Raw genomic sequence first — 13938 nt, forward strand, 5'->3', positions numbered from 1 at the left:
GCCTGGTTATCCTTTGCGATAGCGATGGGGCGTGAAGGGCAGGGGGTGGATGTCGATCGGCACGCGGTTCCCGCGCACCTCCGCGAAAAGGCGCGTGCCGATCTCGGCAAGGGATTTCTCCACATAGCCCATGGCGACCGGATGGCCGGCGGAGGGGCCGAAGCCACCGGAGGTGACGCGGCCGACCGCCACACCGGCATCGTTGATGAGAGGCGCGCCGGCGCGGACCGGCTGGCGTCCCTCGGGCTTGAGGCCCACGCGCTTTTCCCTCGCGCCGTCGGCCAGGATGCGGCGCAGGGCGTCCGCGCCGACGAAACTGCCGTTCTCCCGCAGACCCTTGGGGATCGCCCAAAGAAGCGCAGCGCTCGCCGGGTCGGCCGTCTCGTCGATGTCCTGGCCGTGCAGGCAAAGGCCGGCTTCCAGCCGCAGGCTGTCGCGCGCGGCAAGCCCGATCCACTGGGCACGCTCGTCCGCCAGGATCTTTTCCACAAATGCGGGCGCTTCCTCGGGCGGCAGCGCGATCTCGAAGCCATCCTCGCCGGTGTAGCCGGAGCGGGTGGCGAACCAGTTCCCACGCGGCTCGGCGGCCGTCATGAAGGTCAGGTCGCTCAGGTCCAGCCCGGCGCCGATGAGGACGGCCTCCGCCGCCGGGCCCTGCAAAGCCAGGAAAACACGCTGCAGCGGCTCGACCCGCACGCTGAAATCCTTGGCGACAGCGCGCAGATGCGCCTCGTCCTTGGCGGCGTTGCCGGCATTGGCCACTACCATGAAGCGCTCTGGCGTCAGGCGGGTGACGATGAGGTCGTCGATGATGCCGGCGCGCTCGTTAAGCAGCAGTGTGTATTTCGACTTTCCCTCGCCGAGCGCCGCGGCGTCCATCGGGCAGGCGCGGGAGAGAAAGGCGGCCGCGTCACCGCCTTCCACCGCGAAAAGCTGCATGTGGGAGATATCGAAAAGCCCGGCCTTCTCACGGGTGTGAAGGTGCTCCTTCATCACGCCGGCGGGATAGGTGAGCGGCATGCGCCAGCCGGCGAAGGCGCCGAAACGCGCGCCTGCCTCCGCATGCAGGTTTTCGAGCGGAAGATGCTTCAAGGTGTCGCCTTCACTCATGCTGCCTCCAAAGATGCACAACACGCCGCGCATGCGGCATGGTCGCGCCCCTCTGTCGGAAGCCTGAGAGACTCGCACCGCCGGAACTCTGTCGACGACGCTTACACCTTCGGCGCGGGGCATTTTGCCCCGACTTTCCAGAGTGTCTGACCTGTCTACGGTACGTTTGCCTGAGAGATTTTGGGCGTTTTCCCCTTCGGCGGCAGCATTCCGCTGCTCTCTCCCACAGACAGGCAGGGCCTTTCGGGCCCTCGACGTTTTCGTACCTAACGCAGTTGCGGCGTCTTGTCACGCCCAGTCTGGCGACAGGGAAAACCCGTCCCCATGCTTATCGGCGCACCGGCCTACTGGCTGTTGGACGCGCGCAGGAGATCCTGCTCGATCTGGGCGATGACGCGCCCGGATTCCTCATGGAGGCGCCGCAGGCGCTTCAGATTCGCCGAGACCGCCTGAACCAGCTCGGAGCGACTTTCGTCCGCCGGCGAGGCGCCGATGCCGTGGAGCAGCCAGGAAAGGCTGACATTCAAGACGCCGGCGAGCATCGTCAGCCTGTTCGCGCGCGGCTGCGAGCGGTCGCTCTCCCAGGCCTGAATGGTGGATGTCTTGACGCCGAGGCGCCGGGCGAGTTCCGCCGTGGTCAGGCCGGTGGCGTCGCGGGCACGCGAAAGGCGGCCGCCCATCGTGTCGCGATCAGGGATGTCGGAATAGATATCCGCGGTGTCAGGCACCGATTCGTTCCTCCATTTTTAGCTTATTGCTTTGCCCGCGCGTGAGCGGGCGAGGACACCCAAAGCATGAAGCACATGGCGCGCGATAACAAGCGGGTCGGCCGTTTTCGTTGGAGGACTGCCGAAAAGGGTCTTTGTTTCAACCGCTTGGCCAAAACCAAAAGTGGCGGCCGGGATCCTGCCGGGGCCCGGCTCACCTCATGATTTCCGGCTCTCTACACGCCAAGCCGCGCCGCGTGCCAGGCGAGGTGGTCCTCCATGAAGCTGGACATGAAGAAATAGGAGTGGTCGTAGCCCTCCCGCATGTTCAGCGTGAGCGGGATGTCCGCCTTGCGGCAGGCTTCCTCGAAGAGCCACGGCCGCAGCCCCTCGTCGAGGAAACCGTCCGCCGTGCCCTGGTCGATGAGAAACTCCTCGAAGCGGTGGCCGTCCTCGACCAGCGCGCAGGCGTCATACTGGCGCCAGCGGTTCTTGTCGGCGCCCAGATATTTTTCGAACGCCCCCTTCGACCAGCCCGCGGTCGACGGCTCGACGATCGGCGCGAAGGCGGAGCAGCTTTTGAACCGGTCGGGGTTCTTCAGCGCCATGGTAAGCGCCCCGTGGCCGCCCATGGAATGGCCGAAGATGCTCTGCCGGCTCAAATCGGCAGGGAACTCCTTTCCGACCAGTGCAGGCAGTTCCTCCATGAGGTAGGAATACATGCGGTAATTCTGATCATAGGGTGCCTCGGTCGCGTCGAGATAGAAGCCGGCACCGGCGCCGAACTGCCAATTGTCCGCCTCGTCGGGCACATGCTCGCCGCGCGGGCTCGTGTCCGGGCAGACGACGATCAGGCCAAGCTCGGCCGCCTTGCGGCGATACTCGGCCTTTTCCATCGCATTGGCGTGTGTGCAGGTGAGGCCCGACAGATACCACAGAACGGGACAGGGGCCGTCCTTTGCCTGCGGCGGCACAAAGACGGCGAAGGTCATGTCGCAGCGGCACGTCTCGGACGTGTGCGAATAGACGCCCTGTATGCCGCCGTGGGATTTCGCGGTGGAGATGGTTTTCATGGTGATCCTCTCGTCAGTTTAGCCTTTCGCGCGCCGCACGACGATGTCCAGCGCCTGCAGAAAGGCGGAGCGGTCTTTTGGCGTGAAGCCGGCATTGTAGCCCTTGATCTCGCCCGCCTCGCGCAGATCCTGTTTCAGGTTGCGCATGGCGACGTCCATGCCGATGCTCTGCCGCGTGAAGGTGCGGCCGGTGGGGCCGAGCACGGAGACGCCTTTTTCCACCAGCCGGGCTGCAAGCGGCACGTCCGCTGTGATGCCGATGTCGCCGGGGATAGCGTTCTTGGCGATCCAGTCATCCGCGGCATCCGCCGTCCCCGGCACGACCACATGGCGCACCATGGGATCGCGCGAGGGACGCAAGCCCCCGTTGGAGACGAAGACGACGGGAACGCCGTGGCGTTCGGCCACGCGCGTCACTTCCGCCTTCACCGGGCAGGCATCGGCATCGACATAGATCGTAGGCAAGGTGCCGCCCTGGCTAGTAGACCACCACGCTGCGGATCGACTCGCCCTGATGCATCAGGTCGAAGCCTTTGTTGATCTCATCGAGCGAGAGCGTGTGGGTGATCATCGGGTCGATCTCGATCTTGCCTTCCATGTACCAGTCGACGACCTTCGGCACATCGGTACGCCCGCGCGCGCCGCCGAAAGCGGTGCCTTTCCAGACACGGCCGGTGACGAGCTGGAAGGGACGGGTGGAGATCTCCTGGCCGGCACCGGCGACGCCGATGATGATGGACTCGCCCCAGCCGCGATGGGCCGATTCCAGCGCCTGGCGCATGACGGTGACGTTGCCCGTGCAGTCGAATGTGTAGTCCGCGCCGCCGATCTGGTCCGCGCCACGCTTGGTCATGTTCACGAGATAAGGCACGAGGTCGCCCTCGACCTCCTTCGGATTGACGAAATGGGTCATGCCGAAGCGCTCGCCCCATTCCTTCTTGTCGTTGTTGAGGTCGACGCCGATGATCATGTCGGCACCAGCAAGGCGCAGGCCCTGGATGACGTTGAGGCCGATGCCGCCCAGGCCGAAAACGATGGCCGTGGCGCCGATCTCGACCTTCGCCGTGTTGATGACGGCGCCGATGCCGGTGGTCACGCCGCAGCCGATGTAGCAGATCTTGTCGAAGGGTGCGTCCGGGTGCACCTTCGCCACCGCGATTTCAGGAAGCACGGTGAAGTTGGAGAAGGTCGAGCAGCCCATGTAATGGTGCAGCTTCTCGCCATCGAGCGAAAAGCGCGACGTGCCGTCCGGCATCAGGCCCTGTCCCTGGGTCGAGCGGATGGCGGTGCACAGATTGGTCTTCTGCGACAGGCAAGAGGGGCACTGGCGGCATTCGGGCGTGTAGAGCGGGATGACGTGGTCGCCCTTCTTCAGGCCGGTCACGCCCGGGCCGACATCCACCACCACGCCCGCGCCCTCGTGGCCGAGGATCGCCGGGAAGAGGCCTTCCGGATCGGCGCCGGACCGCGTGAACTCGTCCGTATGGCAAATTCCCGTGGCCTTCACTTCGACCAGGACCTCACCTTCGCGCGGGCCTTCCAGATCCACATCCATGATTTCGAGCGGCTTGCCGGCGGCAAGGGCGACGGCGGCGCGTGTTTTCATCAGGCATCCCTCCTGCTGGGGTATCGTTTCGTGGTTTCCGGTGCCCGGCAGTGATGTTTCAGGAATTGGCCCGCTTCGCAAGTCCTTCGGGCGCGGCGAATAGCGCACACGCTTCAGACGATGCTTGAGCCGGGCTCGCCAAGCCCATAAAAAGAGCCGATTGCTGGGGAAACGGCCGCATGTTCAAGAAGATACTGATCGCCAACCGGGGGGAGATCGCCTGCCGCGTCATTCGGACGGCCCGCAGAATGGGGATCGCCACCGTCGCCGTTTATTCGGAAGCGGACGTGGATGCCGTCCATGCGGAGATGGCGGATGAGGCGGTCGCGATCGGCCCGGCGCAGGCGTCCCAGAGCTATCTTTCCATCGACCGTGTCATCGCCGCGTGCAAGGAGAGCGGAGCCGAGGCGGTCCATCCCGGCTACGGGTTCCTGTCTGAAAACGCCGTATTCTGTGAAAGGCTGGAGGACGAGGGCATCGTCTTCATCGGCCCGAAGGCTGCGGCGATCCGGGCCATGGGCGACAAGATCACCTCCAAGAAGATGGCGCAGGAAGCGGGTGTTTCCACCGTGCCCGGCTTCATGGGGCTCGTCGAGGACGCCGATGATGCGGCTCGAATCGCCGCCGAGATCGGCTATCCCGTCATGCTCAAGGCGTCCGCCGGCGGCGGCGGCAAGGGCATGCGGATCGCCGGGAACGACGATGAGGCGCGGGAGGGCTTCGCGCGGGCCAAATCGGAAGCAGCCGCCTCCTTCGGCGACGACCGCATCTTCATCGAAAAGTTCATCGAGGAGCCGCGTCATATCGAGATCCAGGTGCTGGCGGACGGCCATGGACACACGATCCACCTGGGCGAGCGGGAGTGCTCGATCCAGCGGCGCAACCAGAAGATCGTGGAAGAGGCGCCGTCGCCCTTTCTGGACGAAGAGACACGGCAGGCGATGGGCGCGCAGGCGGTCGCGCTGGCCGAGGCGGTCGGCTACCAGAGCGCGGGCACGGTGGAGTTCATCGTCGATAAGGAGCGCAATTTCTATTTCCTCGAAATGAACACGCGTCTGCAGGTGGAGCATCCTGTGACCGAACTCGTCACCGGCATCGATCTCGTGGAGCAGATGATCCGGATCGCCGCCGGTGAGACGCTCAAAACAGCGCAGAAGGACGTGAAGCTTGACGGCTGGGCCGTCGAAAGCCGCATCTACGCGGAAGACCCGCTGCGCAACTTCCTGCCCTCGATCGGCCGGCTGACGCGCTATCGCCCGCCCGGGGAGGGGCGGCAGGGCGACGTCGTGCTGCGCAACGACACGGGCGTGGCCGAGGGATTGGAAATTTCCATGCACTACGATCCGATGATCGCCAAGCTGTGTACCTGGGCCCCCGAGCGTCTTTCGGCCATCGACGCCATGTCGGCTGCGCTCGACCGCTTCGTGGTCGACGGGATCGCCCACAACATCCCGTTCCTGTCCACCCTCATGCGCCATCCGCGCTGGCGGGAGGGGCGGCTGTCGACCGGTTTCATTGCCGAGGAATTTCCGGACGGCTTCTCCGCGCCGAAGCCGGACGAGGAGGCGCAGGCGATCTTTTGCGCGGTGGCGCTGGCCATCGAGCTTTTGCGCCGCGACCGCCTGGACCGGCTGCCGGGGCGGCTCGTACCCCATTCGGGCGAGATCCGGCGGGACTGGGTGGTGAAGCTCGACGAGGCGTATAAGCCGATCTCGGTTGTGGAGGGGACGATCTCCATTCCCTTGAAACTCGATCTTTCCATTGGCGGCAAAACGGTCGACCTCGTCTCGTCCTGGCGGCCGGGCGAGCCGGTCTGGGAGGGCAGGGTCGGCGGCCAGGACCTGGCGTTGCAGGTCCGTCCCATTCTCAACGGGGTGAGGCTTTCCCGGCAGGGGATGGCCTGCGCAGCACGCGTGATGCTGCCGCGCGTGGCCGAACTCGATCGCCTGATGCCGGTGCGCGAGCCGCCGGACACGACGAAGATGCTTCTGTGCCCCATGCCCGGCCTAGTCGTCTCGATCGCCGTGAGGGAAGGCCAAGAGGTGAAGGCAGGGGAAGTGCTCGCGGTCGTGGAGGCCATGAAGATGGAAAATGTGCTGCGCGCCGAGTGGGATTGCACAATCGCCTCCATCAAGGCCGCGCCCGGCGACAGCCTGGCCGTGGACGCGGTGATCATGGAGTTTGCGTGAGGGGCTTTTTGGCGGCGTAATGCAGGTGGTGGTGTTCCCGGAATGGATCCCGGACAGCCCTTCGGGGCTTCCGGGATGACGGCGTGGCTGTGCTTTGAGCAGGTATGGACCAGTCGATGGGTGGGTATGTATACATTCTGGCTTCGAAAAGGGGTGGAACATTGTACACCGGCGTCACCGCGGATTTGGCGAGGCGCGTCTGGGAACACAGGGAGTGCTTGTCAAAGGGATTCACGTCTCGCTACGGTGCGGTTCGGCTGGTCTGGTACCAGGAATTCTTCGACATCGGTGACGCCATTCTCTACGAGAAGAAGATCAAGCGATGGCGGCGGGCGTGGAAGATCCGGCTGATCGAGGAGATGAATCCCGATTGGCGAGAACTTTACGGCGGAATGGGTTGGTAGCGCGCGAGCCGTCATCCCGGAAGCTGGAGCGAAGCGGAGGCTGTCCGGGATCCATTCCGTGACGTCGCGGGCATATAGACATCTGTGATCAACTGCATCGCTGACTCGACCTGCGAAACACGATCCGAAACAATGCCGGCAGGCGCAACCGAGTCTCAAGAGCTGAATCGAAATGGCAAGCGACAGGCGATCGCGTGATCCCCTCCTGGCGGAAGCCGCCCGTGCAGCGGCGCGGCCGGAACGGCCGTTTATCCATCTTCGGGTCCATTCGGCCTATTCGCTGCTCGAGGGCGCGCTGCCGATCGGCAAGATCATCGGCCACGCCGTCAAGGACGAGACGCCCGCCATCGCCGTCACCGACACCAACAACCTCTTCGGCGCGCTGGAATTTGCGCAGAAGGCGGTGAAGGAGGGGGTGCAGCCAATTATCGGCTGCCAGCTCGACATCGCTTTCGAGGATGCATTTTCCGACGCGCGGCGGAGCCACAGCCGCAAGGGCGGAAGTCCGTTCGATCCGCTGGTATTGATCGCTGCAACGGAGGAGGGCTACGCCAATCTCGTGAAGCTGGTCAGCCGTGCCTATCTGGAGAACGAAGCCGGGGCGGACCCGCATATCGCGGCAGGGTGGCTGGAAGATCATGCGGAGGGAATTGTTTGTCTCAGCGGCGGCCCGCGCGGGCCGGTGGGCGCGGCACTGAAGGCGGACCGGGCGGAAGTCGCCGAGGCGCGACTTTTGTTTCTCAAGAAGAAGGCGTTCGGTGATCGGCTCTACGTGGAACTTGAGCGGCTGCGCGACTATGACCGGGCGGTCGAGGCGGCAACGGTCGACCTGGCGTACCGTCACGATTTGCCGCTCGTGGCCACCAATGAAGGCTTCTTTCCCACCCGCGAGGATTTCGAGGCGCACGACGCGTTGATCGCGATTGCCGAGGGTGCGGTCATCGCCATGGACGACCGGCGCCAACTCACGCCCGACAATTACCTGAAGAGCCAGGCCGAGATGGGGGTGCTGTTCGCCGACTTGCCGGAGGCGATCGACAACACGGTCGAGATCGCGCTGCGCTGCTCCTACTATCCGAAGACCTGCAAGCCGATCCTGCCGCGCTTCACCGGCGGGGAGGCGGAGGATCCCGAGGCGGTGCTCGAGGCCGAGGCCGACGAGTTGCGCCGGCAGGCACGCGAGGGGTTGGAAAGGCGGCTGGAGGCGCAAGGGCTCGCGGAAGGCTATACGCGCGAGAACTACGTGGAGCGGCTGGAGCACGAACTCGGCATCATCGTGCGCATGAAGTTTCCCGGCTACTTTCTGATCGTTGCGGATTTCATCAAGTGGGCGAAGGCGCGGGATATCCCGGTGGGGCCGGGACGCGGCTCGGGCGCGGGCTCGCTGGTGGCCTATGCGCTGACCATCACGGATGTCGATCCGCTGCGCTTTTCCCTGCTCTTCGAGCGCTTCCTCAACCCCGACCGCGTGTCGATGCCGGACTTCGACATCGACTTCTGCCAGGACCGCCGCGACGAGGTGATTCGCTACGTGCAGGAGAAGTACGGCCACGATCAGGTGGCCCAGATCATCACCTTCGGGACCCTGCAGGCGCGGGCCGTGCTGCGCGACGTCGGCCGCGTGCTGCAGATGCCCTACGGACAGGTCGACCGGCTCACCAAGATGGTGCCGTCGAACCCGGCCAATCCGACGCCGCTCCACAAGGCGATCGAGGACGAGCCGCGCTTTGCCGAGGAGGTGGAGAAGGAGCCGATCGTCGGCACGCTTCTGGAAATCGCCCAGAAGCTTGAAGGCCTCTACCGCCACGCCTCGACGCATGCCGCGGGTATCGTCATCGGTGACCGGCCGCTCTCGGAGCTGGTGCCGATGTATCGCGATCCGCGTTCCGACATGCCGGTGACCCAATACAATATGAAATGGGTCGAGCAGGCGGGGCTGGTGAAGTTCGACTTTCTCGGCCTGAAGACCCTCACCGTGCTCGAGAAGGCGGTCAAGCTCATCCGCCGCCGCGGTATCGAGATCGATCTGTCGAAAATACCGCTCGACGACCCGGAGACCTACGCGATGCTGTCGCGCGGCGAGACGGTCGGCATCTTCCAGGTGGAAAGTGCCGGCATGCGCAAGGCGCTGATCGGCATGAAGCCGGACCGCATCGAGGACATCATCGCCCTGGTGGCGCTCTACCGCCCGGGCCCGATGGAGAACATCCCCACCTACAACGCCCGCAAGCACGGCGAGGAGGAGATCGCCTCCATCCACCCGAAGATCGACCACCTGGTGAAGGAGACGCAGGGCGTCATCGTCTACCAGGAGCAGGTGATGCAGATCGCGCAGGAGCTTTCCGGCTATTCGCTCGGCGAAGCGGACCTTCTGCGCCGCGCCATGGGCAAGAAGATCCGCGCCGAGATGGACAAGCAGCGCGTGCGCTTCGTCGAGGGCGCGGTCGAGCGCGGGCTCGACAAGGCGCAGGCCGACTTCATCTTCGACCTTCTGGCCAAGTTCGCCGACTACGGTTTCAACAAGTCGCATGCGGCCGCCTATGCGCTCGTCTCCTACCAGACGGCCTATCTGAAGGCGCATTATCCCGTGGAATTCCTGGCCGCGTCCATGACCTACGACATGGCCAACACGGACAAGCTCAACGACTTCCGCCGCGATGCCATCAGGCTCGGGATCGAAGTCGTCTCGCCCTCGGTTCAGACGGGCTATCGCGATTTCGAGGTGGGCGAGAACCGCATCTTCTATTCGCTCGCCGCCATCAAGGGCGTGGGCGACGCTGCGGTGGAGCACATCGTACAAAAACGGCGGGAGAAGCCATTCGAGACCCTGGAGGATTTCTGCGCGCGCGTCGACCCGAAGATCGTCGGCAAGCGGGTTCTCGAAAGTCTGATCCAGGCCGGCGCGTTCGACTGTTTCGGGCACGACAGGGCGGCATTGTTTGCCGGCGTCGACCGGCTGATGGGCATGGCCGCGCGGGCGGCGGAAGACGCGGCGATGGGGCAGGGCGATATCTTCGGCGCCGCACAGATCGAGCCGCAGCGCCTGCAGCTTCCCGCCGCCGACCCGTGGTTGCCGTCGGACAAGCTGCACCGGGAGTTCCAGGTGGTCGGCTGCTATCTCTCGGCCCATCCGCTCGACGATTATCTGCCGACGCTGGAGAAGATGCGCGTGCAGAGCTGGGCGGAGTTCCAGGCCGCCGTCAAGCGTGGCGCGACGGCGGGCCGGCTCGCCGGCACGGTGACGGCCAAGCAGGAGCGCAAGACGCGTACCGGCAACAAGATGGGCATCGTCCAGTTCTCCGATGCGAGCGGCCAGTACGAGGCGGTGCTTTTCTCGGAGACGCTGCACCAGTATCGCGACCTTCTGGAGCCCGGCCGCTCGGTGGTCATCATGGTCTCGGCGGAGGACAGGCCGGAGGGCGTGAACCTGCGCATCCAGACGGTGCAGTCGCTCGAAGAGGAGGCAAGCCGCATGCAGAAGGCTCTGCGCGTCTATCTGCGCGATTCTGCGCCCGTCGGCGCCATTTCCGCGCAGCTTCAGGGCCGCGGAGAGGGGCAGGTAAGCTTCATCGTGATCAAGGAGGGCGGCCAGGGCGAGATCGAGGTCGGCCTGCCCGACCGCTACCGCATCTCGCCGCAGATCGCCGCCGCCATGCGCTCGGTGCCGGGCGTGGTGGACGTGGAACTGGTGTAGGTGGAGCTTGCATCAAATAGCCGCGCTCCTTCACACCCCAAAATCGCAATGGTCCGCGCACGTCGTCATCCCGGAAGCCGCAGCGATAGCGCAGGCTGTCCCGGATCCATTCCGCATGGTTCGCGCCGGACCGAAACATCATAGGATTCCGGCTCACTCTGCTTCGCTCCGTTCGACCGAGATTGTGCCGGCATGGCGGAACGGCTGCGCCGTCGATTAATCCGGGAGCGAAAGGCGGGAAGGGGCGCTGCGGCATCCGCGGTCCGAAACCACACATGCGGCGTTTGCCAGAACGCTTGCCGGCGCGCGGGAACTCCTGGGAGTATCGCGCATTAACCGGGCTGACTGCCGAAAAAGATTTATGCCGTCAGAGGAAGGGATTTCGGAATGGCACCGTCCCCCCGTTCGAGAGACAGCGCTCCGAGGCATCCCGGCTCCGAGATCGTCGACCTCATCCCCGCCCTGCGTGCCTTCGCACGAACCTTCTACCGGGACGCGAACGATGCCGATGACCTGGTACAGGAGACGTTGACCAAGGGCCTTTCCCATCTGCACCAATTCGAAGCCGGGACCAGCATGAAGTCCTGGCTTTTTACCATCATGCGCAACACCTTTTATACGAAGATCAAAGTGTCCAAGCGCGAGGCGCCGGGCTCGGCCGATTGTGTGTCGGCGCGCCCGGTGGTGGGTGCCACCCAGGAGTGGTCCGCCCGAGGGCTCGAGGTTCACAACGCCATCCAGCGCCTGCCGGAGCAGCAACGCGAAGTGATGATGCTGATCGGCGTGCTGGGCATGAGCTACGAGGAGGCGGCCACGATTTGCGATTGCGCGATCGGCACCATCAAGAGCCGCCTCAACCGTGCCCGCCTGCGACTGCTTGCCGAACTGGGCGAGAAATCCGGCGTCTCGGCGGTGGAACGCGAGGAAGCAAGCCCCGGCAGCGACAGCGGCATTTTCTACGTCTGAGGCGCGGCTTTTCGCCGTACCGTCAATTTTTCGCATTGCACAATCATTGTGCATGCGCAAAATAGAGGCATGTCGGTCCGGTCGCTCTCTGTCCTCGTCATCGATGAAAACAAGGTGCGCGCCGCCATCATAGAGGCGGGCCTGCGCGAGGCGGGGCACGAACGCGTGACGCTCGTCCACGATGTCGACGCGGTGGCGCGGCGGATCGAGGAGGTCAGTCCGGATGTCATCGTCATCGATCTGGAAAACCCCAACCGCGACGTGCTGGAGAACATGTTCAATCTGTCGCGGGCCGTGAAGCGGCCGATCGCCATGTTCGTCGACCGTTCCGATGAGATGATGATCGCGGCGGCGGTGGAGGCCGGAGTGTCGGCCTATGTGGTCGATGGCCTGCGGCAGGAGCGGGTGAAGCCGATCCTCGACATGGCCATCAGCCGCTTCAACGCCTATTCGCGCATGGCGCGCGAGCTGGAGGAGGCCAGAAACGAGCTGCAGAGCCGCAAGCTGGTGGACCGCGCCAAGGGGATCCTCATGCGCTCCAAGGGCATATCCGAGGAGGAGGCCTACGCGCTGTTGCGGCGCACGGCGATGAACCAGAACCGAAAACTCTCAGAGATTGCCCAGAGCCTGATCCTGGCATCCGGGCTTCTGGACGAATGAGGCCGGCCATGGGCGCGCATCACATCACTGCCGGATTCCTGCCGCTGCTCGACAGCGCTGTCCTGGTAACGGCTCGGGAGAAGGGATTTGCCGCCGAGGAGGGGATCGAACTCACGCTCTCCCGGGAGATCTCATGGGCCAATATCCGCGACAGGATCGCGGTCGGACATTTCGACGTCGCGCATATGCTGGCCCCCATGCCGATCGCCACCAATCTGGGCCTGACTCCGATGCGTCTGGACATGGTCGCGCCCTTTGCCCTGGGGCTCGGTGGCAACGCCGTCAGCGTCAGCAAGGCGCTGTGGTCGGCGATGGCCGATGCCGGGGCTGGAGGGCCGGACGCGCCGGCAGCGGTCGGGGCGGCGCTCCGGCGTGTCGTGGAGGAGCGCCGGTCGGGCGGACGGGAGCGGCTGCGCTTTGCCGTGGTGCACCCTTATTCCGGGCACAATTTCGAGCTGCGCTACTGGCTTGCCGCCTGCGGCATCGATCCCGAGCGCGACGTCGAGATCACGATCGTGCCACCGCCCCTGACGGCCGATGCCGTGGCCGCCGGGCGCATCGACGGCTTCTGCGTTGGCGAGCCCTGGAGCAGCGTTGCGGTTGCCGGCGGGCATGCGCACATCGCAACGGTGAAGGCGGCCATCTGGAAGTCGAGCCCGGAAAAGGTGATCGGCGTGCGCGCGGACTGGGCGGAGGCGCATCGAGAGACGCTGCATCAGTTCCTGCGCGCGCTCTACCGTGCCGCCCTGTGGTGCGGCGAGAGCGAGAACCGGGAGGAACTGGCGGCGATGCTCGCAGGCGACACCTATCTTGCCCAGCCCAAGCGGCTTCTTCTGGGCGCGCTCGAGGGGCGGCTGCAGACGGGCGGCGGCGTGCAGAACATGCCCGAATTCTTCCTGCCGGTGCAGAAGGCGGCGAATTTCCCGTGGCAGAGCCATGCGCTCTGGTTCTATTCGCAGATGGTGCGCTGGGGGCAGGTTGCGCACGGCGCGGCCAACGCCGAGACGGCGCGCCGCACGTTCCGCCCGGACATCTACCGGGCCGCGCTCGGCCCCCTCGGCGCGCCGATGCCGTCGGCCAGCATGAAGGTGGAAGGCGCGCTCGACCTGCCGACCCCGGTCGGCTCGGCCTCCGGACGGCTGATCCTCGGCCCTGACGGTTTCTTCGATGGTGCCGTCTTCGACCCCGAAAAGCTGGATAACTACATCGCCGGCCAACGGGTGCCCGCGACGAATGCCTAAATTTTCGCCATTCATGCTGCCTGCCTAAAATTTGTTCTGTGCGCTGCAACAATGAACAGCAGAATGGTGCGGCGTCAAAAATGCCCAAGAGGCATCTATTTTTCTAAGGCACTGAATTTAAATGGATTTGCATATCCAATGCGAGTTGGCACGCAACCTGCATAGATAAAGGCGGGTCCAGAGGGGACACCAACAGAAAGCGTCCAATGAAGGGCGCTCGGGCAAAGCTGCCGACCAGGGATCGCCGCCGTGACTGCGGAGGCGAGCCGTTGGCCGGCAGCTTTTTTG

General features: G+C 64.7%; 11 protein-coding genes and 1 riboswitch. Of the genes, 6 read left to right on the forward strand and 5 right to left on the reverse strand.

The genetic code is table 11. The features are described from left to right. Positions 1–6: 6 nt before the first annotated feature. The 5 genes from gcvT to SIN08_RS13615 all read right to left on the reverse strand — a co-directional run bounded on the left by gcvT (position 7) and on the right by SIN08_RS13615 (position 4496). Positions 7–1110, reverse strand: a complete 1104-nt coding sequence (gene gcvT / locus SIN08_RS13595) for a glycine cleavage system aminomethyltransferase GcvT (protein WP_322452106.1) — start codon at positions 1108–1110, stop codon at positions 7–9. Between the two features lie 148 nt (positions 1111–1258). Next, a riboswitch (glycine riboswitch) is annotated at positions 1259–1346 on the reverse strand. 108 nt (positions 1347–1454) lie between these two features. Continuing rightward, positions 1455–1790 carry a helix-turn-helix transcriptional regulator gene (locus SIN08_RS13600; protein ID WP_322452173.1) on the reverse strand — a complete coding sequence of 112 codons (336 nt, stop codon included), beginning with the start codon at positions 1788–1790 and terminating at the stop codon, positions 1455–1457. Positions 1791–2053: 263 nt separating this feature from the next. Continuing rightward, on the reverse strand, positions 2054–2890 hold the full coding sequence (gene fghA / locus SIN08_RS13605; RefSeq protein WP_322452107.1) for an S-formylglutathione hydrolase: 837 nt from the start codon (positions 2888–2890) through the stop codon (positions 2054–2056). Between the two features lie 18 nt (positions 2891–2908). Continuing rightward, positions 2909–3355 (reverse strand): YaiI/YqxD family protein, encoded by a 447-nt coding sequence (locus SIN08_RS13610; protein WP_322452108.1) that lies wholly within the window; start codon positions 3353–3355, stop codon positions 2909–2911. Between the two features lie 13 nt (positions 3356–3368). Next, positions 3369–4496 (reverse strand): S-(hydroxymethyl)glutathione dehydrogenase/class III alcohol dehydrogenase, encoded by a 1128-nt coding sequence (locus SIN08_RS13615; RefSeq protein WP_322452109.1) that lies wholly within the window; start codon positions 4494–4496, stop codon positions 3369–3371. Between the two features lie 179 nt (positions 4497–4675). Here SIN08_RS13615 and SIN08_RS13620 point away from each other — a divergent pair, with 179 nt between their 5' ends. From SIN08_RS13620 to SIN08_RS13645, 6 genes are all read left to right on the forward strand, one after another. After that, entirely contained in the window at positions 4676–6685 is a 2010-nt protein-coding gene (locus SIN08_RS13620) for an acetyl/propionyl/methylcrotonyl-CoA carboxylase subunit alpha (protein WP_322452110.1), read from the forward strand. A gap of 116 nt (positions 6686–6801) precedes the next feature. Next, positions 6802–7089, forward strand: a complete 288-nt coding sequence (locus SIN08_RS13625) for a GIY-YIG nuclease family protein (RefSeq protein ID WP_322452174.1) — start codon at positions 6802–6804, stop codon at positions 7087–7089. Between the two features lie 172 nt (positions 7090–7261). Continuing rightward, positions 7262–10783 (forward strand): DNA polymerase III subunit alpha, encoded by a 3522-nt coding sequence (gene dnaE, locus SIN08_RS13630; protein WP_322452111.1) that lies wholly within the window; start codon positions 7262–7264, stop codon positions 10781–10783. A gap of 387 nt (positions 10784–11170) precedes the next feature. Continuing rightward, a complete protein-coding gene (locus tag SIN08_RS13635; protein ID WP_322452112.1) occupies positions 11171–11749 on the forward strand; it encodes a sigma-70 family RNA polymerase sigma factor in 579 nt (192 codons plus the stop codon). A 69-nt stretch (positions 11750–11818) separates the two neighbouring features. Beyond that, positions 11819–12409, forward strand: a complete 591-nt coding sequence (locus SIN08_RS13640; protein WP_322452113.1) for an ANTAR domain-containing response regulator — start codon at positions 11819–11821, stop codon at positions 12407–12409. Positions 12410–12417: 8 nt separating this feature from the next. Next, positions 12418–13650, forward strand: a complete 1233-nt coding sequence (locus SIN08_RS13645; RefSeq protein WP_322452114.1) for a CmpA/NrtA family ABC transporter substrate-binding protein — start codon at positions 12418–12420, stop codon at positions 13648–13650. Positions 13651–13938 lie beyond the last annotated feature (288 nt).

This window comes from Chelativorans sp. M5D2P16 (genome assembly GCF_034427935.1).
Taxonomy (GTDB): domain Bacteria; phylum Pseudomonadota; class Alphaproteobacteria; order Rhizobiales; family Rhizobiaceae; genus Chelativorans.